Source organism: Rhizobium leguminosarum, assembly GCF_001679785.1.
Classification (GTDB): domain Bacteria; phylum Pseudomonadota; class Alphaproteobacteria; order Rhizobiales; family Rhizobiaceae; genus Rhizobium; species Rhizobium leguminosarum_R.
In genome coordinates, this window is sequence record NZ_CP016286.1 from 2,529,615 (window position 1) to 2,550,613 (window position 20,999).

The 20,999-nt window shown below is 61.0% G+C and carries 21 protein-coding genes, 1 tRNA gene and 1 pseudogene; 9 read left to right on the forward strand and 14 right to left on the reverse strand.

The features are described from left to right. Positions 1-162: 162 nt before the first annotated feature. Complete coding sequence (gene metH / locus BA011_RS12650; RefSeq protein ID WP_065280724.1) at positions 163-3,936, reverse strand: methionine synthase; 3,774 nt, start codon at positions 3,934-3,936, stop codon at positions 163-165. A gap of 169 nt (positions 3,937-4,105) precedes the next feature. On the opposite strand from metH, the gene BA011_RS12655 reads away from it, so the two are divergent. Next, entirely contained in the window at positions 4,106-5,365 is a 1,260-nt protein-coding gene (locus tag BA011_RS12655) for an AGE family epimerase/isomerase (protein ID WP_065280725.1), read from the forward strand. Between the two features lie 9 nt (positions 5,366-5,374). On the opposite strand, the gene BA011_RS12660 is transcribed toward BA011_RS12655, so the two are convergent. From BA011_RS12660 to BA011_RS12695, 8 genes and pseudogenes are all read right to left on the reverse strand, one after another. Continuing rightward, on the reverse strand, positions 5,375-5,998 hold the full coding sequence (locus BA011_RS12660) for a DUF2799 domain-containing protein (protein ID WP_065280726.1): 624 nt from the start codon (positions 5,996-5,998) through the stop codon (positions 5,375-5,377). Between the two features lie 132 nt (positions 5,999-6,130). Then, a complete protein-coding gene (locus BA011_RS12665; protein ID WP_065280727.1) occupies positions 6,131-6,628 on the reverse strand; it encodes a heme-degrading domain-containing protein in 498 nt (165 codons plus the stop codon). Positions 6,629-6,819: 191 nt separating this feature from the next. Beyond that, entirely contained in the window at positions 6,820-7,431 is a 612-nt protein-coding gene (locus BA011_RS12670; RefSeq protein ID WP_065280728.1) for a flavin reductase family protein, read from the reverse strand. A gap of 4 nt (positions 7,432-7,435) precedes the next feature. Continuing rightward, positions 7,436-8,178, reverse strand: a pseudogene (locus tag BA011_RS12675) (aspartate/glutamate racemase family protein). A gap of 1 nt (position 8,179) precedes the next feature. Then, positions 8,180-9,001: an ABC transporter permease gene (locus BA011_RS12680; protein WP_065280729.1), complete on the reverse strand. Its 822-nt coding sequence runs from the start codon at positions 8,999-9,001 to the stop codon at positions 8,180-8,182. A gap of 1 nt (position 9,002) precedes the next feature. Continuing rightward, a complete protein-coding gene (locus BA011_RS12685; RefSeq protein ID WP_065280730.1) occupies positions 9,003-9,917 on the reverse strand; it encodes an ABC transporter permease in 915 nt (304 codons plus the stop codon). A gap of 215 nt (positions 9,918-10,132) precedes the next feature. Beyond that, a complete protein-coding gene (locus tag BA011_RS12690) occupies positions 10,133-11,431 on the reverse strand; it encodes an ABC transporter substrate-binding protein (RefSeq protein WP_017961367.1) in 1,299 nt (432 codons plus the stop codon). Between the two features lie 54 nt (positions 11,432-11,485). Continuing rightward, positions 11,486-12,574: an ABC transporter ATP-binding protein gene (locus BA011_RS12695; protein ID WP_065280731.1), complete on the reverse strand. Its 1,089-nt coding sequence runs from the start codon at positions 12,572-12,574 to the stop codon at positions 11,486-11,488. 266 nt (positions 12,575-12,840) lie between these two features. On the opposite strand from BA011_RS12695, the gene BA011_RS12700 reads away from it, so the two are divergent. Then, positions 12,841-13,551: a GntR family transcriptional regulator gene (locus BA011_RS12700; protein WP_065280732.1), complete on the forward strand. Its 711-nt coding sequence runs from the start codon at positions 12,841-12,843 to the stop codon at positions 13,549-13,551. A gap of 63 nt (positions 13,552-13,614) precedes the next feature. Here the strand turns inward: BA011_RS12700 and BA011_RS12705 are convergent, their stop codons facing one another. Both BA011_RS12705 and BA011_RS12710 read right to left on the reverse strand, forming a co-directional pair. Further along, entirely contained in the window at positions 13,615-14,028 is a 414-nt protein-coding gene (locus BA011_RS12705; RefSeq protein WP_065280733.1) for a DUF4174 domain-containing protein, read from the reverse strand. Positions 14,029-14,201: 173 nt separating this feature from the next. Next, positions 14,202-14,585: a hypothetical protein gene (locus tag BA011_RS12710; protein ID WP_025395374.1), complete on the reverse strand. Its 384-nt coding sequence runs from the start codon at positions 14,583-14,585 to the stop codon at positions 14,202-14,204. 360 nt (positions 14,586-14,945) lie between these two features. On the opposite strand from BA011_RS12710, the gene BA011_RS12715 reads away from it, so the two are divergent. Both BA011_RS12715 and BA011_RS12720 read left to right on the forward strand, forming a co-directional pair. Beyond that, positions 14,946-15,152 carry a hypothetical protein gene (locus tag BA011_RS12715; protein WP_065280734.1) on the forward strand — a complete coding sequence of 69 codons (207 nt, stop codon included), beginning with the start codon at positions 14,946-14,948 and terminating at the stop codon, positions 15,150-15,152. 22 nt (positions 15,153-15,174) lie between these two features. Beyond that, the gene (locus BA011_RS12720) at positions 15,175-15,414 is read left to right on the forward strand and encodes a DUF2934 domain-containing protein (RefSeq protein ID WP_065280735.1); all 240 of its coding nucleotides are present in this window, start codon (positions 15,175-15,177) and stop codon (positions 15,412-15,414) included. 119 nt (positions 15,415-15,533) lie between these two features. Here BA011_RS12720 and BA011_RS12725 read toward each other — a convergent pair whose 3' ends face one another. Beyond that, positions 15,534-17,459, reverse strand: coding sequence for a DUF5054 domain-containing protein (locus BA011_RS12725; RefSeq protein WP_065280736.1), 1,926 nt, complete (start codon positions 17,457-17,459; stop codon positions 15,534-15,536). Positions 17,460-17,742: 283 nt separating this feature from the next. Next, the gene (locus BA011_RS12730; protein WP_065280737.1) at positions 17,743-17,937 is read right to left on the reverse strand and encodes a hypothetical protein; all 195 of its coding nucleotides are present in this window, start codon (positions 17,935-17,937) and stop codon (positions 17,743-17,745) included. Between the two features lie 123 nt (positions 17,938-18,060). Here BA011_RS12730 and BA011_RS12735 point away from each other — a divergent pair, with 123 nt between their 5' ends. From BA011_RS12735 to BA011_RS12745, 3 genes are all read left to right on the forward strand, one after another. After that, a complete protein-coding gene (locus BA011_RS12735; RefSeq protein ID WP_065280738.1) occupies positions 18,061-18,786 on the forward strand; it encodes a LuxR family transcriptional regulator in 726 nt (241 codons plus the stop codon). Positions 18,787-18,929: 143 nt separating this feature from the next. Beyond that, positions 18,930-19,595 carry an acyl-homoserine-lactone synthase gene (locus tag BA011_RS12740; RefSeq protein ID WP_065280739.1) on the forward strand — a complete coding sequence of 222 codons (666 nt, stop codon included), beginning with the start codon at positions 18,930-18,932 and terminating at the stop codon, positions 19,593-19,595. Beyond that, positions 19,592-19,795 carry a hypothetical protein gene (locus tag BA011_RS12745; RefSeq protein ID WP_017961378.1) on the forward strand — a complete coding sequence of 68 codons (204 nt, stop codon included), beginning with the start codon at positions 19,592-19,594 and terminating at the stop codon, positions 19,793-19,795. Before BA011_RS12740 ends, BA011_RS12745 begins: the two co-directional genes overlap by 4 nt. A 100-nt stretch (positions 19,796-19,895) precedes the next feature. Here BA011_RS12745 and BA011_RS12750 read toward each other — a convergent pair whose 3' ends face one another. Continuing rightward, positions 19,896-20,264 (reverse strand): response regulator, encoded by a 369-nt coding sequence (locus BA011_RS12750; RefSeq protein WP_065280740.1) that lies wholly within the window; start codon positions 20,262-20,264, stop codon positions 19,896-19,898. A 200-nt stretch (positions 20,265-20,464) separates the two neighbouring features. Here BA011_RS12750 and BA011_RS12755 point away from each other — a divergent pair. Continuing rightward, positions 20,465-20,540 (forward strand) — tRNA-Ile (locus BA011_RS12755). Between the two features lie 192 nt (positions 20,541-20,732). Further along, positions 20,733-20,954 carry a hypothetical protein gene (locus BA011_RS12760; protein ID WP_065280741.1) on the forward strand — a complete coding sequence of 74 codons (222 nt, stop codon included), beginning with the start codon at positions 20,733-20,735 and terminating at the stop codon, positions 20,952-20,954. The last annotated feature ends 45 nt before the right edge of the window (positions 20,955-20,999 follow it).

Here is a 20,999-nt window from a genome sequence, read left to right on the forward strand (position 1 = left end):
TTACCGCGAAACCGCCGCTAACTTTTGTGCGACCTGCTCCAGGTTAAGTTCAGCGATATGATTTTCACATTCATTTTCAAAAACATGAAGCCGGAAAGTGAATCACTTTCCGGCTTCCTCGTTTCTTGAATCACTTTATCAGCGGACGACGCCAAACGGCTGTTACGCCGCATCCTCTATCTCGGTTTCGGCCTTGCGCGGCACATAGTTCAGCACCGGTCCGAGCCAGCGCTCGACTTCAGACACCGCCATCTGCTTGCGCGCCGCATAATCCTCGACTTGATCGCGCTCCACCTTGGCGACGCCGAAATAATAGGAGTCGGGATGGCCGATATAGAGGCCGGAGACCGAGGAGCCGGGCCACATCGCATAGCTCTCCGTCAGCTTGACGCCGGCCGCTTTTTCAGCGTCGAGTAGCTTGAAGAGTGTTGCCTTTTCGGTGTGGTCGGGCTGGGCGGGATAACCGGGCGCCGGGCGGATGCCGGCATAGGCTTCGGTGATGAGATCCTCTTTGCTGAGCGTCTCGTCCTTGGCATAGCCCCAGTATTCGCGTCGCACCTGCTCGTGCATGCGCTCGGCAAAGGCTTCGGCGAAGCGGTCGGCCAGCGCCTTGACGAGGATCGAGGAATAGTCGTCGTTCGCCCGCGCGAAACGCTCGGCGATGGCGATTTCCTCGATACCGGCCGTCACCACGAAGCCGCCGACATAATCCTGAACACCGCTTGAAACCGGCGCAACGAAATCGGAGAGCGCCACGTTCGGCCGCCCGTCCCGCTTGGAAAGCTGCTGGCGCAATGTGTAGAAGGTGGCCAGTTCCTGCTTACGGCTCTCGTCCGTGAACAGCCGGATGTCGTCGCCGACAACGCCGGCCGGCCAGAAGCCGATGACGGCGCGCGGGCGGAACCACTTCTCGTCGATGATCTTCTTGAGCATCGCCTGCGCATCGGCCCAGAGCGCGCGCGCTGCCTCACCCTGCTTCTCGTCTTCGAGAATGGCAGGGTAGCGGCCGCGCAACTCCCAGGTCTGGAAGAACGGCGTCCAGTCGATATATTTGGCAAGCTCGGCCAGATCGTAATCCTCGAACACCCGCGTGCCGAAGAATTGCGGCTTCACGGGCTGATGGGCAGACCAGTCGATCTTGTGGGCATTCTCTCGAGCCCGGGGCAACGGCAAGCGCACCTTCTCGGCCTCGCTGCGCGCATGGGCGGCCGCCACCTTGGCATATTCGGCGCGAATGTCGTCGACATAGCCCTGGCGGCTCTCCGGTGACAGCAGAGCCGAGACGACGCCGACGGCGCGGCTCGCATCGGTCACGTAGATCGTCTGCCCCTTGTTGTAGCCGGGATGAATCTTCACGGCCGTATGCACGCGGCTGGTCGTTGCCCCGCCGATCAGCAGCGGGATCTCGAAGCCCTGCCGCTCCATTTCGGCCGCGACATGCACCATCTCGTCGAGCGACGGCGTGATCAGGCCGGAAAGGCCAATGACATCGACCTTTTCGGCAATCGCCGTTTCGAGGATCTTCGTCGCCGGCACCATGACGCCGAGGTCGACGATCTCGTAATTGTTGCAGGCAAGCACGACGCCGACGATGTTCTTGCCGATATCGTGCACATCGCCCTTGACCGTCGCCATCAGGATCTTGCCGGCCGACCGGCGTTCCTCGCCGCCGTTGAGGCGCTTTTCCTCTTCCATGTAGGGCAGCAGCACGGCGACCGCCTGCTTCATCACGCGCGCCGACTTCACCACCTGCGGCAGGAACATCTTGCCCGAGCCGAACAGGTCACCGACGACGTTCATGCCGGCCATCAGCGGCCCTTCGATGACGTGCAGCGGCCGCGCGGCCTGCAGGCGCGCCTCTTCGGTATCGGCCTCGATATATTCGGTAATGCCGTTGACCAGCGCATGCTCGAGACGCTTCTCGACGCTCCATTCGCGCCAGGAAAGATCCTGGACGCGGCCTTCGCGTGCGGCGCCGCCACGGAATTTCTCCGCCACTTCGAGCAGCCGCTCGGTACCATCAGGACGGCGGTTCAGCACCACGTCCTCGCAGGCCTCACGCAGCTCGGGATCGATATTGTCGTAGACGGCAAGCTGGCCGGCATTGACGATGCCCATGTCCATGCCCGCCTGGATGGCGTGGTAGAGGAACACGGCATGCATTGCCTCGCGCACCGGCTCGTTGCCGCGGAACGAGAAGGACAGGTTCGAAACACCGCCCGAAATGTGTACCAGCGGCATGCGCTCGCGGATCGTCCGCGTCGCCTCGATGAAGTCGACGCCGTAGTTGTTGTGCTCTTCGATGCCGGTCGCGACCGCGAAGATGTTCGGGTCGAAAATGATATCCTCGGGCGGATAGCCGATCTTTTCGGTCAGCAGCTTGTAGGCGCGTGTGCAGATATCAACCTTGCGCTCATAGCTGTCCGCCTGCCCCGTTTCGTCGAAGGCCATAACGACGACGGCCGCACCATAATTGTGCAACAGCCGAGCCTGGGCGAGGAAATTCTCCTCGCCTTCCTTCAGCGAGATCGAGTTGACGATCGGCTTGCCCTGGACGCGCTTCAGGCCGGATTCGATGATCGAGAATTTCGACGAGTCGATCATGACAGGCACACGGGCGATGTCAGGCTCGGCGCCGATCAGGTTGAGGAATTCGACCATCGCCTTTTCGGAATCGATCAGGCCTTCGTCCATGTTGATGTCGATCACCTGCGCGCCGTTCTCGACCTGGTCGCGGGCGACATCGAGCGCTGCGGTGAAATCGGCATTGGTGATCAGCTTGCGGAAGCGGGCCGAGCCGGTGACGTTGGTGCGCTCGCCGACACTGACGAAGGGAATGTCCTTCGTCAGTTCGAAGGGTTCGAGGCCCGACAGCGACATGAAGGGGCGATGCTCGGGAATCGGCCGTGGCTTGTATTTGGCAACGGTCTCGGCGATCGCCTTGATATGCTCCGGCGTCGAGCCGCAGCAGCCGCCGACGATGTTGACGAGGCCCTCGCGAGCAAAGCCGTCGATCTGCGCCGCCATCAGCTCCGGCGTTTCGTCATACTGGCCGAACTCGTTCGGCAGGCCGGCATTCGGATAGGCGCAGATGAAGGTATCGGCAACACCCGAAAGCTCCTGCAGGTGCGGGCGCATCGCATTGGCGCCAAGCGCGCAGTTGAGCCCGATCGTGAAGGGATTGGCATGGCGCACCGAATTCCAGAAGGCCGATGGCGTCTGGCCGGACAGCGTGCGGCCGGAAAGATCGGTAATCGTGCCCGAGATCATCACCGGCAGGCGCACGCCCTTGGCCTCGAAGCGCTCCTCGCAGGCAAAGATCGCAGCCTTGGCGTTCAGCGTGTCGAAGATCGTCTCGATGAGGATGATGTCGGCGCCACCGTCGATCAGCCCGTCGATCTGCTCGCCATAGGCGGAACGCAGATCGTCGAAGGTGACGGCGCGGAAGCCGGGATTGTTGACGTCGGGCGAGATCGAGGCGGTGCGGTTGGTCGGCCCGATGGCGCCGGCGACGAAGCGGCGGCGGCCATCCTCACGCTCGGCGCGCTGTGCTGCCCGGCGCACGATCTCGGCACCTTCCTTGTTGAGGTCGTAGACAGCACCTTCCATCTCGTAATCGGCCTGCGCGATGCGGGTCGAGGAGAAGGTGTTGGTCTCGAGAATATCGGCGCCGGCCTTGGCGTATCTATAGTGGATCTCTTCGATCGCGTCCGGCTGGGTCAGGATCAGAAGGTCGTTATTGCCCTTCTGGTGACAGGCGCAGCCGATGAAGCGCGTTCCGCGAAACTGGTCTTCGTCATAGCCGAGCCCCTGGATCTGCGTGCCCATGGCGCCGTCCAGAACAAGGATGCGTTCGCTCGCGGCTTGTTTCAAAGCTGCGAAAACTTCACTGCCGTCACGTTTGCCCGTTTCCGGACCAAAGAGATTGTCAAACACGGGAGGGCTCCTTGACGTCGTAAGACCAGACTTCCAAATCACATAAAGATATCTTTATGTCAATATATGTCTGTCGATTTCGTGCTTTGCAAATCTCGCCGGATGACAGACTCGCATGACGCCTATATAGGCGTTTACAACGCTTTGTGCACGAAATCGGAGGAGCATCATGGCACCCGCAACCGGCAACGCCGTGCTTGAAAACTGGACGACCCGCGCCTATCACCGCGGCTGGCTGCTGACCCAGGCGAACGGTCTCTTCGATTTCTTCCAGCACAATTCGGTCAACCCCAAGGGCGGCTTCTACGATCTCGACGACGAAGGCAGGCCTCTCGACGCCGAGGGCCAGGTCCGCGACATCCATATCGCGGCGCGCGCCGTGCATTGCTTCTCGATCGGCGCCCTGCTCGGCCGCCCCGGTGCTGCCGATGTCGTCGACCACGGCATGGACTATATCTGGAACCACCACCGCGACCGGAAAAACGGCGGCTATTTATGGTCGCTCAACAATGACGGTCCCGTCGATTCCAACAAGCAGGGCTATGGCCATGCTTTCGTGCTGCTCGCCGCCTCATCGGCAAAGACGATCGGCCATCCGCTTGCCGACGGCATGCTCGCCGATATCACCGAGATCCTCAACACGAAGTTCTGGGAGGCGAAACACGGCGCGATTGCCGAGGAATTCACCGCCGACTGGCAACCGCTCGATGGCGGCGCCTATCGCGGCCAGAACTCCAACATGCACCTGACCGAAGCGCTGATGGCCGCCTTCGAAGCCACCGGCGACAGGCAGTACCTCACCAAGGCCGAAAGCATCGCCGATCTCGTCATCCGCCGCGTCGCCGGCTCGGTCGATTGGCGCGTCGCCGAGCATTTCGACGCCGAATGGAATCTCGACAAGGCTTACTACCATCCGAATGAAATGTTCCGCCCGGCCGGCACGACGCCCGGCCACTGGCTGGAATGGGCCCGGCTCATCCTGCAGCTCTGGGCGCTCGGCGGCAAACGCATCGAGTGGATGCCGGATGCGGCCAAGGCGCTCTTCGCCCAATCCATGGCGCTCGGCTGGGACAATGACAAGAGCGGCTTCTTCTATACGCTCGATTGGGACGACAAGCCCGCCAAGCGCAACAAGCTCTGGTGGCCAGCCTGCGAAGGCGCGGCTGCTGCACATTTCCTCAACGAGCACCTACCGAGCGATTTCCATGAAGAGAGCTACCGCAAGATCTGGAACGTGATCGAGCGCGCCTTCATCGACCATAAGAACGGCGGTTGGCATGAGGAACTGACGGAAGATCTCCTCCCCTCTCACTCGCTCTTCCCCGGCAAGGGCGATATCTACCACGCGCTGCAGGCCTGCCTCATCCCGCTCTACCCTGCAACGGGCAGCCTGACAAAGGGCATCACTGAGGCCGGCGGCAAGATCTGAGGCCGAAGATCAGTAGCCCGGCGCCGGCAGTTCGGCGTTCGGGTTCCGCTGGAACCATTCGACATCCTCGTTGACGCGGTCGAGTTCGTCCTGCACGTCGCGCTGGTCGCGGCGGATGTCGTGCAGGTCGTCTTCCAGATCTTCGATCCGCCGGCGCAGTTCCGACCGGTCACCTTCCTTGGCATCCCTCAGCTTGTCGGAGAGCTCGTCGATGCTGGTCTCCTTGAAACTGTAGTCGTTCTGCATCGAGCTGAGGCGCGCCTGCAGCTCGTGCTGCTTGCTGCCGAGACCGAAGCCACGCAGGAAACCGGGCGCGGTCTGGGGTGGGCAGACATTGGCGTAGCCGCTGCCCGCCTGGCCGCGCGCAAGCCCGCTGAGCGGCGTGCAATAGCGCACGAGACCGGCCTGATACCCCTGAAACCAGATCGTCTGATCGGGCACGATCTTGACCCGCTCGCAGGATTTCGCATGTGCAGCGAAGCGCTGTTGCGGCTCGTGGCCCGCCGCCCCGTCGCTTTCGCCGATCACCCGCCAGTCAGCGGCGACGCATTCCTCCTTGGACAGCGTGTTGCAGGAGACAAGGAAAAGGCCGAAGCCGATGGTAGCGGCAAGCGCAAGGAACAAGCGGATCATGGCGTCCCGGGGTAAATGAGGAGTGCGATGCCGCAGCTTAGCCGCAGGACAAGTCCGCGTCACCGGCACGGCGACGCGAATTTGCAGTTTTCATGGCTTTTTTCTGTCAAAATTACGGCGAAAGAGGCCGCATCAAAGCGGTGGGGCGAGCCGCAGCGTATCCAGATCCTTGGCGAGCATCAGCGCCAGCGCCTCGACCGCGAGATTGTGGTCGTCACGCTGCGGCAGTCCCGAGACGGTGACGGCGCCGATGCAGCCGCTGCCCTTGACATTGATCGGGAAACTGCCGCCATGCGGCGCATAGTCGGCGCCGGAAAGCCCGTTATCCTCGACCGTCTTGCCATCTTTCTGCAGCTTCAGACCGGAGGCATAGCTGCTGCGGAAATAACGCAGCACCATGTTGCGCTTGCGGCGGACCCAATTGACGTTGTCGGGCGTCACACCCGGGAGTGCCGCATAGAAAACGGGCATCGAATGCAGGGTCACGTCGATCGCGATGCCGAGGCCGCGCTCGGTGGCGAGTTCCTGCAGGAGCTTGCCGAGCTGCCATGCTGTCGTCAGGTCGAAGGCGTCGAAGCTCAGCACTTTCTCCTGCTCCGCGATCCGGCTGAGATCGTCCTCGATTGTCATGGGTAAAGCGCTCCTCTGCCGCGATGATCCGTGCAGACCATTCTCGCGGGGAGCAAAAAAGTAAAGCAAAAACTTGGGCCTACCCCTGGAGCAATTCCAGCAAAACTGCGCAGCGATTTTGCGTCAGGAATTGCGCGAAGACAAAGAGATAGAGCATTTTCGTCACTCGAAGAAAACGGAAACGCTCTGCGTCAGAGCTTCGGCGTCAGCATCTCGAAACGGTCGCGGATGGTGGCGCAGGTATCGCCGCCGAGCCTCGCGATGGCATCGACCGCGGCCGGATCGACATGCAGCCTTTGGGGATCGACGACACCGTCACGGTAATGTGCATAGACGATCTCGCCCATGACGATCTGCCGCGAGCGGCCGAGCTCCAGCGTTACATGCCGTCTGCATTCGAAGGCGGCCGGCGCCTCGGCGATGAAGGGCGAAGCCACCTTCTCGCCCGGCATCGCCGTCAGGCCTGCTTGCTTCAACTCGTCGACACCGCGCGGATATCTGGCGCCGCAGACATGCATCGCCTCGGCAATCGCGAAGGAGACGATATTGACCGTGAACACCTCGGTCATGCGGATATTGTGGCCGGTGTCCTTGAACGACATGTCGGCATTGTTCTCGACCCCGATCGCAAGAATCGGCGGATCGGCCGAAAGGCAGTTGAAGAAGCTGAAGGGCGCCGCGTTGATCCGGCCGCTCTCGTCAACCGTCGTCACCAGCGCAATCGGCCGCGGAATGATCGTGCCGATCATCAGCTTGTAGCGTTCGCGCTCGGTGAGCTGCTTGAAATCGAAGGAAACGGACATCGGTTCAGCCGGCCGCCCGGATCGGGGAGAAACCGCTCATCGCCCGGTAAAAGGTTTCGGCAACGGCGAAGCATAGGAGCCGCGCTTGCTGGTGGAAAGTCCGAGCGACACCAGCGCTTCGGCCTGCTTGACGGCGGCGGCAACGCCATCGACGACAGGCACGCCGTAGATCTCCTGCAGCTCGCGCGCCAGATCGGTCATGCCGGCACAACCGAGCACGATCGCCTCGGCGCCGTCTTCCAAAAGCGCCCGCTCGATCTCGGCCCTCAGTTTGCCGATCGCGCCGGAGGCCTGATCTTCCAGCTCCAGCACCGGGATGTCGGAGGCGCGCACCTTGGCGCGGTCGCCCATGCCGTAGCGGCGCACCAGATTGTCGATCAGCACCCGCGAGCGCTCCAGCGTCGTCACCACGGTGAAGCGCTGCGCCAGGAAGCCCGCCGTCACCACCGCGGATTCGCAAAGCCCGAGGATCGGCACATCGGCGAAGGTTCGTGCCGCTTCGAGCCCGGTATCGTCGAAGCAGGCGATAACAGCCGCGTCATAACCCACACCCTGCCGCTCCTTGAGTTCGGCGAGCAGGCCGGGGATCGCTAAGGCCCCGTCGTAATGCCCCTCGATGGAAACCGGCCCCATGCGCGAGGTGGCCGCGATGATCTCCGTGCCGGATGCCGCCACAGCACGCGCGGCGGTGGCGGCCTTCTCGGTCATGGAGGCCGTGGTGTTCGGATTGACGATGAGGATGCGCATGTCAGTTTATCTTTGCCTGCCGCCGGCTGAGCATCGTCATGATGCCGAGTGCGATGAGAATGATGGTGAAGGAAAACAACGTCGTCACCGTGCCGAGCGCATAGAGCACAGGCGTCGTGACGTTGGTCGTCATGCCGTAGATTTCGAGCGGCAGCGTGTTGTAGGTGCCTGATGTCATCAGCGTGCGGGCGAATTCGTCATAGGAGAGCGTGAAGCCGAACAGTCCGACGCCGACGAGGCTCGGGGCGATCATCGGCAGCACGACATGGCGGAACGTCTGCCAGGAGCTGGCGCCGAGGTCGCGCGCCGCCTCTTCATAGGCCGGCGAGAAGCGGTTGAAGACCGCAAACATGATCAACACGCCAAAGGGCAGCGTCCAGGTCAGATGTGCACCGAAGGCCGACGAATACCAGGCGGGTTTCAGCCCTCCCTGCTGGAAGACGACACCGATGCCGAGCGAGATGATGATCGACGGCACCACAAGGCTGGCGACCGTGGCATAGAACAGCGCCGTCGAACCGCGGAATCGGCGTCGGAAGGCAAGGCCGGCGAGCAGCGACACGACAACGGTCACGGCCATCACCATCAGCCCGAGGGTGAAGGAGCGGCGGAATGATGCGCCGAAATCGCCGACCGCCTGCTTCTCGAACAGGTTGAAGAACCAGTGCGTGGAAACGCCATTCATCGGGAAGGTCAGGCCGCCGTCCGGCCCCTGGAAGGAGAGGATCAGAATCGCCGAGAGCGGGCCGTAGAGGAACAGCACGAAGACAATGAAGAAGAGCGCCAGCAGGTAGAATTCCAGGCCGCGTTTTTCGTGGCTCATCTCAAAGCTCCTTTCGGATGTCGACGACACGCAGGATGGCCGCGACCATCAAGAGCACGACGGCGAGCAGCACCACCGCATTGGCGGCAGCGGCCGGATATTGCAGCAGCGACATCTGGTTCTTCATCATCAGCGCCACCGAGGCGCTCTGGCCGCCGGACATCACCTGCACCGTAGAAAAGTCAGCCATGACGAGCGTGACGACGAAGATCGTGCCTATCGCCATGCCGGGTTTGGCGAGCGGGATGACGACATTCCACAGCACCTGCCAGCCCGACGCGCCGGCATCGCGCGCCGCCTCGAACAGCGACCGGTCGATGCGCATCAGCGTGTTGAAGATCGGCGTCACCATGAACAGCGTATAGAGATGCACCATGGCGAGCACGACGGCGAAATCGGAATAGAGCAGCCATTCGATCGGCTGCGGGATGATGCCCATCTTGATCAGCGTCGAATTGACGAGGCCGTTGCGCCCGAGCACCGGGATCCACGAGATCATGCGGATGATGTTCGACGTCATGAACGGCACGGTGCAGACAAGGAAGAGGATCATCTGCGTCGATGTCTTGCGGATGTGGAAGGCCAGGAAATAGGCGACCCAGAAGCCGATGACGAGCGTCAGCGCCCAGACGATCGCGGTGAATTTCAACGTGTTGAGATAGATCTTCCACGTCACCCACGAACCGAGCGTGTCGGTGTAGTTCATCGTCAGGAAATCGGGATAGAGACCGGCAAAGTCGTAGTCCCAGAAGCTGACGACGGCGATCATGGCGATCGGCAACAGGAAGAACAAGCCGAGAACGACGAACAGCGGCGTCGCCTGGAGATAGGAGATCGCCGATGGGGAAAGCTTCAGTCCGCGCCCGCCGCGCGCGCCCTGGCCATCCTCCTCCGTTTCCGCTGCGATGGTCGCCATCCCTTACCCTTTCGGAAGCTCGTCATTCATCCGGTCGTTAAAGAGAGGGCTCGAGAAGTCCCCTCCCCAACCCTCCCCACAAGGGGGAGGGAGTATCTTTGCCGCGCCGCCTCCGAACCTCCTCCCCACAGGAGGAAGGAGTGTCCTTGCCGCACCGCCTCTCCAGGCTCCCTCCCCCTTGTGGGGAGGGTTGGGGAGGGGAAAACGACAATCGCTTAGGCCGCGATGAACTCGTTCCAGCGGCGGACCATGTAGCGGTCTTCGTCCATCACCGAGTTCCAGCAGGCGACAGCACCCATGCGGGCTTCGAAGGAGCCGCCGTCGCGAACGGCGCCGGCCTTCTCCATGACCTTGCCCTCAGGCGACATGATGTCGCCGGTTGCAGCCTTGCCCTCGATCCAGTAGCCCCACTCGTCCGCCGTCATGAAGTTCTTGGCGGTGTCCATGCAGGCGGAATAGTAACCCTGGCGGTTGAGATAGCCGCCGACCCAGCCCGATGTGTACCAGTTGATGTATTCATAGGCGGCGTCGAGCTGCGCGCCCTTGAGGTGCGAAGCAAGGCCGAGACCACCGCCCCAGGCGCGATAGCCTTCCTTGAGCGGCTGATACTTGCAGGCGATGCCCTTGGAGCGGACGGCGGCAACGGCCGGCGACCACATCGACTGGATGACGACTTCGCCCGACGCCATCAGGTTCACCGACTCGTCAAAGCTCTTCCAGAAGGCGCGGAACTGGCCGTCGCCCTTGGCCTTGATCAGGAATTCGATCGTCTTGTCGATCTCTTCCTTGGTCATGTTGCCCTTGTCGGCATATTTGATGTTGCCCATGGCTTCCATGATCATCGCGGCATCCATGATGCCGATCGATGGAATGTTGAGGATCGAGGTCTTGCCCTTGAACTTCGGATCCATGATGTCGGCCCAGCTGGTGATGTCGCGGCCCACGAGATCGGGGCGAATACCGAGCGTGTCGGCATTGTAGATGGTCGGAACCATCGTCATCCACTGCGTCGCCTCCTTGGCGAACTTCTTGGAATCCTGCGCTTCGACGAAGCCGACCGTGTGCGGCGCCGTGCCTTGGGCGATGACGCTGTCTGCCTTCAGCTTGCCGTTGATGAACAGCGGCACGATCTTGTCGTAATATTTCAGCTTCTTGACGTCCATCGGCTGCATGACGCCGGTCGGGAACACCTTCTTGGCGATCCAGTATTCGATGTCGGCGATGTCGTAGCTGTCGGGCTGGGTGACGGCGCGCTGGGCGGCGGCGTCGGAATCGGTCGCCGTCATCTCCAGCGTGATGCCGAGATCGGCCTTGCACTTCTCGGCGATGGCATTGATGTTCGAAACGCCGGTGCCGAACTGGCGAAGCGTGATGTTCGTCTGCGCCCAGATGGTGGGAAAGCCGGTGATGGCGCCGGAGCCGGCGATGGCGCCGACGGCGGCAGCACCCGTCTTCAGCAGCGCGCGGCGGGAAAGCCCCTTCTCCGCCTTGGTCGATGTCGTTTCAGTCGTCATGTCAGTTCCCCTTTTCTTGGATATGGAAGGTTCAGTGTTCTTGATGGTGATGGCTCATGCGGAAGAGCGGCCGAGAAGCACGGCATCCTCGAGCGCCCAGCTGAGCGAGACGCTGTCGCCGACGGCGACCGGTCGGGCGAAATATTCGCCGTCGTCGGCAATGACGGTGAAGTCGTCGCTGCCGGCGCCGATAACGGTGATCTTCACGGAAGAGCCGCGATATTCGATGTTGGAGACGATGCCGTCGAAGCCGAGCGTCCATTCGGTCGCCACCTGCAGGCGCACGCGGTCGGTGCGGATACCGATATCGACGGGCTCTCCGACTTCCCTGCCCGTCCCGCGCACGGAAAAGCTCTGGCCTTCCGGCACGGTCATGACGAGCACGCCGTTCTCGCTCGAGGTCACCCGGCCGGACAGCACGTTGTGGTCGCCCATGAACCGCGCGACGAAGGCCGTCGCCGGCCGCTCGAAGACCTCGCGCGGGGCTGCCGCCTGCTCGATCCGGCCGTCATTCATGATGACGATGACGTCGGCGAGCGCCATTGCCTCTTCCTGGCTGTGGGTGACGTGCACGAAGGTGATGCCGAGCGACTTCTGGAGTTTCTTGAGTTCGGCACGCATGCGGATCTTCAGGAACGGATCGAGCGCCGACAGCGGCTCGTCGAGCAGCAGCGCTTCCGGATCGGTGATCAGCGCGCGCGCCAGCGCCACGCGCTGCTGCTGGCCGCCCGAAAGCTGGGCCGGACGCCTGGCGGCATAGGCCTCCATCTGCATCAGCTTCAGCATCTCGAGCGCCTTGGCCTGCCGCTCTTGCTTGTCGACGCCCTTCATCTTCAGGCTGAAAGCGACGTTGTCGATCAAATCGAGATGCGGGAACAGCGCGTAGGACTGGAACATCATCGCCGTGCCGCGCCTGGCCGGCGGAAAATCGGTGACGACGACATTGCCGAGCCTGATGTCGCCCGACGAGATGCTCTCATGGCCGGCGATCATGCGCAGCGTCGAAGTCTTGCCGCAGCCCGACGGGCCGAGGAAGCAGCAATAGGAGCCGGCCGGAATCTTCAGGCTGATCGCATGGACCGCCGTCGTCGCGCCATAGACCTTCGAAACGGATACTATATCGATCTCTGCCGCTTTCGACATCTGCCTTCCCCTGTTCGGAAAAGACGATGCATCTGCCGTGCCAGACTCCGTTTCTTGAAGCAAGCCATTGCAAAATAAGGATTTTATCAAAACCGCCATTGAGAGAGCAAATTATAGGCGCAGCGCTATCTGCACATGATTTAGGCTATCGTGCGCAATTTGTGCAAAACATCGTATACAATCTAACCACCATTTCGGGCACAAATTCTGTTTAACTTTTGCTGCGAACACGGATATGCTTTGCCGACCATCGGGAAATAAATTTCATGAAATCCGCCGCTAAGGCTCAGCAGGCCGAAGACTCCGCCGAAACAGGCGCGCAACAGATCCGCGATGCCATTCGCGAAGCGATTGTCGAGCGCAGGCTCTCGCCCGGCACCAAGCTTTCGGAAAGCGATGTCGGCAATCTCTTCAACGTCAGCCGCACGCTTGCCCGCGCCGCCCTGCAGGCGCTCTCCTATGAGGGCCTTGTCAGCGTCGAGAAGAACCGTGGCGCCTTCGTCGCCTATCCCTCGCCCGAAGAGGCTCGCCAGATCTTTTCCGCCCGCCGCTTGGTCGAGCCGGGCATATTACGCGAGGCAGCGGCGCGGATCACGCCTGATGACATTACCCATCTGCGACAGCTTCTGCTGGAAGAAGGCCGCCTGATGAGCGAGCGTGGCCAGACGGCGCGCCGCGCCGAAATCAAGGCATCGGGCGATTTTCATCTGATGCTGGCGGCCATATCGGGAAACTCGATCATGCAGCGCTTCATGGAAGAGCTTGTCGCCCGCTCGTCTCTGGTGATTGCGCTCTACGGGCAGTCGACCGCATCGAGCTGCGGCCATTCCGAACATGGTGACATCATCTCGGCGATCGAAGCCGACGAACTCGACCGCGCCTGCCAGCTGATGCTGCATCACATCGCCCATATCGAGGCAGATCTCGACCTGCGAGAACGCAAGAGCCTGGGCCTCAAGGAAGCCTTCGAACTCTGAACATGCAAAAGACGCGGGACGCGGATGCTTCACCGCGCCCGCTTCAAACGAACTCTCGAAACGCTACCAAGGCGTCTTCTTCGGCAACATCTCAAAGGCAGCGAAGATATCCTCGGCGCTCATCGGCTCGCTCGAGCGCAGCTTAACGGTTCCGTCGCGTCCGATCAGGATCAGCCCGAACTCGCCGGACGGCGGTCCCTGCAGCCGATCGCGAATATCGTCGGCATCGAGTTCCCAGTCATCGTCGAACAGCGCAAACGCGCCGCCGCCGGCAATGCTGAACACCTCGACGTCTTCCTCGATCAAGCGCATGTGCGCCTTGCGCAGCCATTCGTCCTGGATGAGCGCGCGGTCATCTTGCGCATCGGCGAAGATGATCAGCACCCGTTTCCTATCGCGAAACTGCTCGAGCGATTGCGGAAGGTCCGGCTCACGTCGAGGTGTGCCGATGATTTCATGAACGATGGATTTTAGCATGGTCTCATTCCTCGCCCGCAGCAATTTAGTTCTACAGGGTCCTTTTCGCGTCCCGAAAAGACGCGCGGCGCTGTAGTGGCGGGCTGTGCCTGCCGAATTAAACGGCTGGGAATAAGCGAGGTTCCGCCAAAAAGCGGGAAAGGATCGCAGCCATGGCCGCGATCCTCACTTTGTCAGTCGCGGCCCTGGTCTTCGGACGCGTGGGCTGAAACGGCGACGAGATCCGCAGCCCCAGTGACGTGAAGGCGCTTGCGCACCAGAACGCGCATGACACGCGCCGCCGTCGAGAAAGTCATCTGATCGAGCGGGCCTTCGCCCTCCCACGGCTTGGTCAGCCGTTCGGTGACGGCGCCGACGATGTTCATCGGCACGATGTCGGTGCATTCGCGCATGGCTTCGAAAACGAAGCTGATGGGGATGACCCGTCCTTCGTGGGTCACAATCGGTTCGGTCAATTCGCTGTCCCATTCCTCGAAGGCATAAAGAGCTTCGCGAAACAGTTGCTGGAGGTTGAACGGCGCGTGGCCGTCATGAAGTGGCGGCAGTGCATTCATCATGTCTGTCTCCTCTTGATGGGTTGAAGCCAAAGTCCTCCGGTATCGGTCGCGCCAACGCGGGGAACGGAACGTTTTGCTGCCCCTGCGAACCGAATAACACTATTGATTCTATAGAGTAACGCGCCGGGGTAAAGCCCATTTATCCGCCGCCGCGGAAGCGAATTCCATAACACGCTGATATTCCTGCATGTTTTAGACGAAATTTTCTCCGCCCACACCAGTCTTAAAAATTTATGCCACCGGCCTGAGATCGCTCCGAAATGGCACGGCGAGGCGAAAAAACCCTGAAAATTCACGGAACTTTTGTCTCTGTAATTTGTTTTGTTCCCAGATTCGCAAAACAGTCTGGGGTTATCACCAATGACGCAAATCCGTGAACCGGAGCGCCGAAGCAGAATCCTGCGCGGCCGCCCCTATAGCCTTGATGAATTCGCCTCCAAATATGGCCTGCGAGGCGAGCAGGCAGAAAGCCTGTTCACCCGTTTCGGGCCCTCTTCGATCGAACTCGACCTGCTGATGGCAGCCAAGCGCCGGCCGCCGGTTCTGCAGGATAGAATTGTCGAATAACAGTTTTGATGAGCGGATAGATATGAGCGACAGACGCCACGAATGGATCAGCAAGAGAGCTTACGCGATTTGGGAAGAACAGGGCCGGCCTGGTGGCCGCGACGACGAGCACTGGCGCCAGGCAGTTGCCGAACGCGACGCGCTGGAGCGCACGCAAGCCTCTTCCGATGGCCGCGAGGTGCTGGTGAAGTTTCGCCCGAAACCGCAGCGGCCCGAAGCGCCATGCACCGGCTGGTTCAGCCGAACCGCTAGCATCGGCTGAACCCTTTCTCACATCGGACCGGGCCGCTTAATCCGTACAGGATGAAGCGGCCCGGTCGCGGCGGAATCCGGTGAGTCAATCCCTGTGGGATCGAGCGGCTCGATGCCAGATCGAGCGGTTCAGTCGAGGCTAAGCCGGAAGCGCGCCTGAAAATCTCCCTGCCACCACATCGGGAAATTGGTTCCCCATTTATTGTTGTGCAGATTGAAGCGGATGCCGGCGGTAAAATCCGGAAGCGTCCTGCAAAACGCCATGAAATCAGAGCCTTGCGGCGCAACGAGCGGCGCATCAAAAGTTTCTATGGTCAGCGGACCATCGGCGAGATCACCGCGTGCTGATGTCACCGCCTGCAATTGTCCGCCGCCGCTCGTCGCAATGTTCCCCGATCGGTGCCAGAGGCCCATCTTGCGGAAATTCCAGTCCCCGGCACCATCAGGCGTGAAGGAAAGGAAGCTTGCCTCCGGCATACGGTTGGCCGGCTTGTCGTGCAATGTCAGGCTGAGGTTCAGGCGATCGCCCTCGGCGGTGAAATGCAGCATCAGATGCGGCGGCGCGCCATATTTCTGCACGGCCTCAGCCGGCATCGACAGAAGAATGCCCGCCCCTTGTGCTGTTTCCAGCGCCGGCAGAAAGACCTTCGAAAGTGCTGCCCCCGACCGGGCAAGCCCCGGCTTGTCGTGATCGAGCACCGCCCATTCCTGGCGATGGGTCAGATAGGTCTCCATGTGCCTGATAACGTCGCCGGCATCGTAACTCTCATATCGATAGGCGATCAGCGAGCCGTCGCGGCCGGAGATCGTCCGCCCGGCGGGAGAGGTGATTTCGGCGACATCCCCGCTCGCACCGTCGAGCGCGATCGACCAGCCACCGGTCTGCAGACGGAGCTCCCGCCCACCGCCCTCGACGACGGCAGGCGTAGCGAATTCGGCAAGCACGGCCTGGGCTGCCTTCCGGTCCGTCTTGTCGAGCTCCGAAATCGCCTGGTCGAGATAGGCGCGCTGCTCGTCCCATGAGGCTTCGGTATAGGCGAAGCGATAATCGGACCGGCGTGCGGCCTCGAAATCGGCCCGCGACCACGCCTTGTCATCGCGCAGATAGGATTTGATATCGACGCCGCAGGTATGCTCGGCCACCATCGCCAGTCCGCGCCCAAAGGCGAGACGCCGTGCGTCGAGCCCATCTGCCGCGAAACGGTCGTAGAGCCGCTGCAGCGCTAGAAACCGCGCCGTCTTCACCGGATCGCTGCCGCTGCCATGGATCCAACTGTCGCCGAGTTCCAGCTCGACAACGGGGAAACGCTCGCGCTCGCTCCAGAGAATGGCGCCGTAATCCTCCAGCGTCGCCGCGCGGATGATCGCATCCGGCGCGCGCGCGCGTAATTCGCGATAGGCCTCGGCCGTCTGGGGCACACTCTGCGGCCCCATATTGTCGTTGGTATGGGCAAAGCTCAGCCCGTCCTCGAAACCGTCGGGGAAACAGGTCTCGCCATAGGAGCGCTGGTACATGACGACCACTTCCTCGCCGCCGGGCGCCCGCCAGCGGAAGATGTCGGGCACATCGGGCGGCGGTGAGGCCGTATTGACGCCGAGATGCAGGAAGCGGATGCCCGCCTCGGAAAGCAGCGGCACCATGCCGAGCGTATGGCCGGGCACATCGGTCATCTTCGCCGCGATCGTCGTCTTGCCGAAGCGCCGGTCGAGCTCCTGCGAATAGGAAAGCCCCGCCCGGAAAAGGTCAGGCGACATCAGCTCCGTATGCGTGGTGAACGGCAGGCCGTGCCAGCGGATCAGCCCGCGCTCGATCGCCTGTTCGAGCGCTGCCACCTCTCCCGCCGAGCGCGAATTCAGATGGTCCCAGATCAGCCAGGCGCCCGTCGTCCAGATGAAGTTTGGCTCGTCGGGATTTTCGGCATGAAAATGCTTGGCCGTTTCGATCGCCTGCGGAATGAAGCGCTCGTGATATTGCCGGCGGACTTTCTCGGCATGATCGGTAAAGCCGATATCGAGATGGGTCTTGAAAACCAGATGCACGCGCTTTTCAGTCATTCCATTCCACTACATCGGTGATGACAGTCGAGACACTCTGCAGCCAGCCCTGCAAGGGTCAGACTGAGTGTAACCGTTTCCACAAACACCATTGCCCCTGCCGCAAACGCTGCGTCAACCGTTTTGGCACAAATTGATGAAATAATCCGGCTTTCTTAACCATAGATCCGGAATGTCGTCACTCGACGCTTTCGTCCTAAAGTCGAATCGCGACAAGAGTGAAGACGTGTTCATCGTAGCCGAGGAGAAAAACCTGCGCTGGCGTGCCCCGACGGGTTGATCATCAGAAGGGGCTGGTTTCCTGGCAGAGCGCCCGGTGAACCTCGGTCCAGAACAGCGCCAGCGGCGTGTCGCCGTTGCGTTCGGCAACGAGCGCGCGAATCAGCGCTTCGGAGCCTGCCATGTCCTGCCAGCTGGATTTCAGGCCCTTGGCGGCCTGTTGGCATTCGGCAATCGCGAATGGTCTCTTGCTGTCCATATGAGGTCTCCTCATGAAAGGCGCTAGCAGATGGGACCCGGATTGTCATTCCCCGCATATGTGGGGATGCCTTGTATTTATGACAGCGCTCGCGGTAGGATTGAGGGGATTGGGGCAGTGGAAATGATTGAGAATACCTACAGCGAAAAGTTCGAGTCCGCTTTCGAACAGATCAAGGCTGCGGCCAATGTGGATGCCGCCATCCGCATTCTCCAGGCGGAATATGGCCTCGATTTCGTCACCTACCATCTCGCCCAGACGATCGCGAGCAAGATCGATTCACCCTTCGTGCGCACCACCTATCCGGATGCCTGGGTCTCCCGCTACCTCTTGAACAGCTATGTGAAGGTCGATCCGATCGTCAAGCAGGGCTTCGAACGCCAGCTGCCCTTCGATTGGAGCGAGGTCGAGCCGACGCCGGAGGCCTATGCCATGCTGGTCGATGCCCAGAAGCACGGTATCGGCGGCAACGGCTACTCCATTCCCGTCGCCGACAAGGCGCAGCGCCGTGCGCTCTTGTCGCTGAATGCCCGCATACCGGCGGAGGAATGGGCCGAACTCGTCCGCCGCTGCCGCAACGAATGGATCGAGATCGCCCATCTCATCCACCGCAAGGCCGTCTACGAGCTGCATGGTGAAAACGATCCGGTGCCGGCATTGTCGCCGCGCGAGATCGAATGTCTGCACTGGACGGCGCTGGGCAAGGATTACAAGGATATTTCGGTGATCCTCGGCATATCGGAGCACACCACGCGCGATTATCTGAAGACCGCCCGCTTCAAGCTCGGCTGCGCCACGATCTCGGCCGCCGCTTCGCGGGCCGTGCAATTGCGCATCATCAATCCCTAGCGCATGTCGTTGTCGCAAAACCGCTGCACACTTTTGCGCGACATGCGCCCCCCTCATCTGAGGGGGCCCATCTGAGGGAATTTCCGATCCGGCCCGCATGAACCATTGTGCTCTCCACGAACTTGAAAACGCTGGAGGGCAAAATGTTCGTTATCATTCAGGCACATGAGTATCAGAAATACGCTGCCGTACTCGACCAGATGTTTCGCCTGCGCAAGAAGGTCTTCGCCGATACGCTCGGCTGGGACGTTCCCGTCATCGGCCCTTACGAACGCGACAGCTACGATTCGCTCGCCCCAGCTTACCTTGTCTGGTGCAACGATAGCCGCACCCGCCTTTATGGCGGGATGCGCCTGATGCCGACGACAGGCCCGACCCTTCTCTACGACGTCTTCCGCGAGACGTTTCCCGATGCCGCTAATCTGATTGCCCCCGGCATCTGGGAAGGCACGCGCATGTGCATCGACGAGGAGGCGATCGGCAAGGATTTCCCCGATATCGACGCCGGCCGCGCCTTCTCCATGATGCTGCTTGCGCTTTGTGAATGCGCGCTCGATCACGGCATCCATACGATGATTTCCAACTATGAGCCCTACCTCAAGCGCGTCTACAAGCGCGCCGGCGCCGAAGTGGAAGAACTCGGCCGTGCAGACGGCTACGGCAAATACCCCGTCTGCTGCGGCGCCTTCGAAGTCTCGGACCGGGTGCTGCGCAAGATGCGCGCCGCCCTCGGCCTCACCCTACCCCTTTATGTCAGGCACGTGCCGGCCCGCTCGGTCGTGACCCAATTCCTGGAGATGGCAGCATGAATCGCCTCGCTGAAACCACCACGCAGACCGCAATACAGAAGGATATCGGCGCTCTCGAGCGCCATGTTCTCGCATCCCGCGACATCGCCACGCAGATAGGGGATCCCTTCCTCTCCTATCTCCTTTCGATGGCGCTGTTCACGATCTACGAGAAGAAGGCCCATCACGAGAACGAGGCGCTGAAGAGCAGCTTCAGCTGAGGGTGTGGTTCCCCTCCGCCCCGCCTGAAGACGAGCATGTCTCCCGGCGCCTCGCGCGCAGCCGCAAAAACAGTCCCCGTTTTGCGGCTGCGCGGCGTGTTTACGTCATCAGGGTGTCGATCGTTGAAATCAGCGTGTCGTGCATGTAGGGCTTCGGCAGGAAGGCGGTATTGGCGGGCAGCGCCATCGGATCGAGCCGCACCATGCCCGAGGTGATGATGATGCCGATATTCGGCCGCATCGCCCGCACCCGATTGGCAAGCTGGAGACCGTCCATCGAACCGGCCATGTTGACGTCGGTGAACAGGATATCGACATCCTGCCTGCCCTTCAGCACCACCAGAGCCTCGTCGGCATTCGCCGCCTCCAGCGCCACATGGCCGACCTCCTCCAGCACATCGAGGATGTTGAACCGGATCAGCGGTTCATCCTCCACGATGAGCACCACGGCACTGTTCGAAGCCACCATCTGCGATCGCCCTCTTCATGCGGAATGTGACTTGGATAAGTGTAGCCCGCGCGAGAAGGTTCCAGTTGCTGCCCACGAAATATGCATCGTCCACAGATGCTTGCGCTGCCCGCTTGTGGCTCCCCCGGATTTGCGTTAGAGCGGAAACCGTGCTGCGGGAACCATTGCCCCGGCACCCAAGCGCCGGACACCCGACGCCAGGGCCTGTAGCTCAATGGTTAGAGCCGGCGGCTCATAACCGCTTGGTTGGGGGTTCGAGTCCCTCCGGGCCCACCATCTTTTCAATGACTTAGCGAATTTCTGCTTGTAGCTCACCGGTCCGGGCTACAATCCGGGCTACAAATGGTCTTTTTCCGGATCGCGGCGAGTCTCTTGCCATGTTTTGCCGGCTTGATAGTTTGTGACCGACTTTCATGTGCACCAGCATATCTTTTACGAGACTAAGAACGCCGACATAGGGGGCATCTCATGACCAAGTTTGTAGTGGGCGACCGAATAAAGGTGCGTGAGGGAGCAGAGTTAAAATTCCCTGATCATTTCAAAAAAGTGGGAAAGGTCGTGGAAACAGCCGATATTCCTGCTTACGGTGATGTGATCCGCGTCCACTGGACCGGACAACCCGAACCGGAAGCCGCTTTTTCAGAGTCGGCGCTGTTCGACTTGGTTGAAGACACACAGTTGAGGAAATAATTCCTTCTTTATAATGTGCGTCACATTATGGCTGCACTCGCCGAT

What these genes read in the sequence shown, in the direction of transcription:
- BA011_RS12655 (WP_065280725.1), top strand. Translation starts at nt 4,106, where the DNA reads ATGGCACCCGCAACCGGCAACGCCGTGCTTGAAAACTGGACGACCCGC.
- BA011_RS12660 (WP_065280726.1), bottom strand. Translation starts at nt 5,998, where the DNA reads ATGATCCGCTTGTTCCTTGCGCTTGCCGCTACCATCGGCTTCGGCCTT.
- BA011_RS12665 (WP_065280727.1), bottom strand. Translation starts at nt 6,628, where the DNA reads ATGACAATCGAGGACGATCTCAGCCGGATCGCGGAGCAGGAGAAAGTG.
- BA011_RS12670 (WP_065280728.1), bottom strand. Translation starts at nt 7,431, where the DNA reads ATGTCCGTTTCCTTCGATTTCAAGCAGCTCACCGAGCGCGAACGCTAC.
- BA011_RS12680 (WP_065280729.1), bottom strand. Translation starts at nt 9,001, where the DNA reads ATGAGCCACGAAAAACGCGGCCTGGAATTCTACCTGCTGGCGCTCTTC.
- BA011_RS12685 (WP_065280730.1), bottom strand. Translation starts at nt 9,917, where the DNA reads ATGGCGACCATCGCAGCGGAAACGGAGGAGGATGGCCAGGGCGCGCGC.
- BA011_RS12690 (WP_017961367.1), bottom strand. Translation starts at nt 11,431, where the DNA reads ATGACGACTGAAACGACATCGACCAAGGCGGAGAAGGGGCTTTCCCGC.
- BA011_RS12695 (WP_065280731.1), bottom strand. Translation starts at nt 12,574, where the DNA reads ATGTCGAAAGCGGCAGAGATCGATATAGTATCCGTTTCGAAGGTCTAT.
- BA011_RS12700 (WP_065280732.1), top strand. Translation starts at nt 12,841, where the DNA reads ATGAAATCCGCCGCTAAGGCTCAGCAGGCCGAAGACTCCGCCGAAACA.
- BA011_RS12705 (WP_065280733.1), bottom strand. Translation starts at nt 14,028, where the DNA reads ATGCTAAAATCCATCGTTCATGAAATCATCGGCACACCTCGACGTGAG.
- BA011_RS12710 (WP_025395374.1), bottom strand. Translation starts at nt 14,585, where the DNA reads ATGATGAATGCACTGCCGCCACTTCATGACGGCCACGCGCCGTTCAAC.
- BA011_RS12715 (WP_065280734.1), top strand. Translation starts at nt 14,946, where the DNA reads ATGACGCAAATCCGTGAACCGGAGCGCCGAAGCAGAATCCTGCGCGGC.
- BA011_RS12720 (WP_065280735.1), top strand. Translation starts at nt 15,175, where the DNA reads ATGAGCGACAGACGCCACGAATGGATCAGCAAGAGAGCTTACGCGATT.
- BA011_RS12725 (WP_065280736.1), bottom strand. Translation starts at nt 17,459, where the DNA reads ATGACTGAAAAGCGCGTGCATCTGGTTTTCAAGACCCATCTCGATATC.
- BA011_RS12730 (WP_065280737.1), bottom strand. Translation starts at nt 17,937, where the DNA reads ATGGACAGCAAGAGACCATTCGCGATTGCCGAATGCCAACAGGCCGCC.
- BA011_RS12735 (WP_065280738.1), top strand. Translation starts at nt 18,061, where the DNA reads ATGATTGAGAATACCTACAGCGAAAAGTTCGAGTCCGCTTTCGAACAG.
- BA011_RS12740 (WP_065280739.1), top strand. Translation starts at nt 18,930, where the DNA reads ATGTTCGTTATCATTCAGGCACATGAGTATCAGAAATACGCTGCCGTA.
- BA011_RS12745 (WP_017961378.1), top strand. Translation starts at nt 19,592, where the DNA reads ATGAATCGCCTCGCTGAAACCACCACGCAGACCGCAATACAGAAGGAT.
- BA011_RS12750 (WP_065280740.1), bottom strand. Translation starts at nt 20,264, where the DNA reads ATGGTGGCTTCGAACAGTGCCGTGGTGCTCATCGTGGAGGATGAACCG.
- BA011_RS12760 (WP_065280741.1), top strand. Translation starts at nt 20,733, where the DNA reads ATGACCAAGTTTGTAGTGGGCGACCGAATAAAGGTGCGTGAGGGAGCA.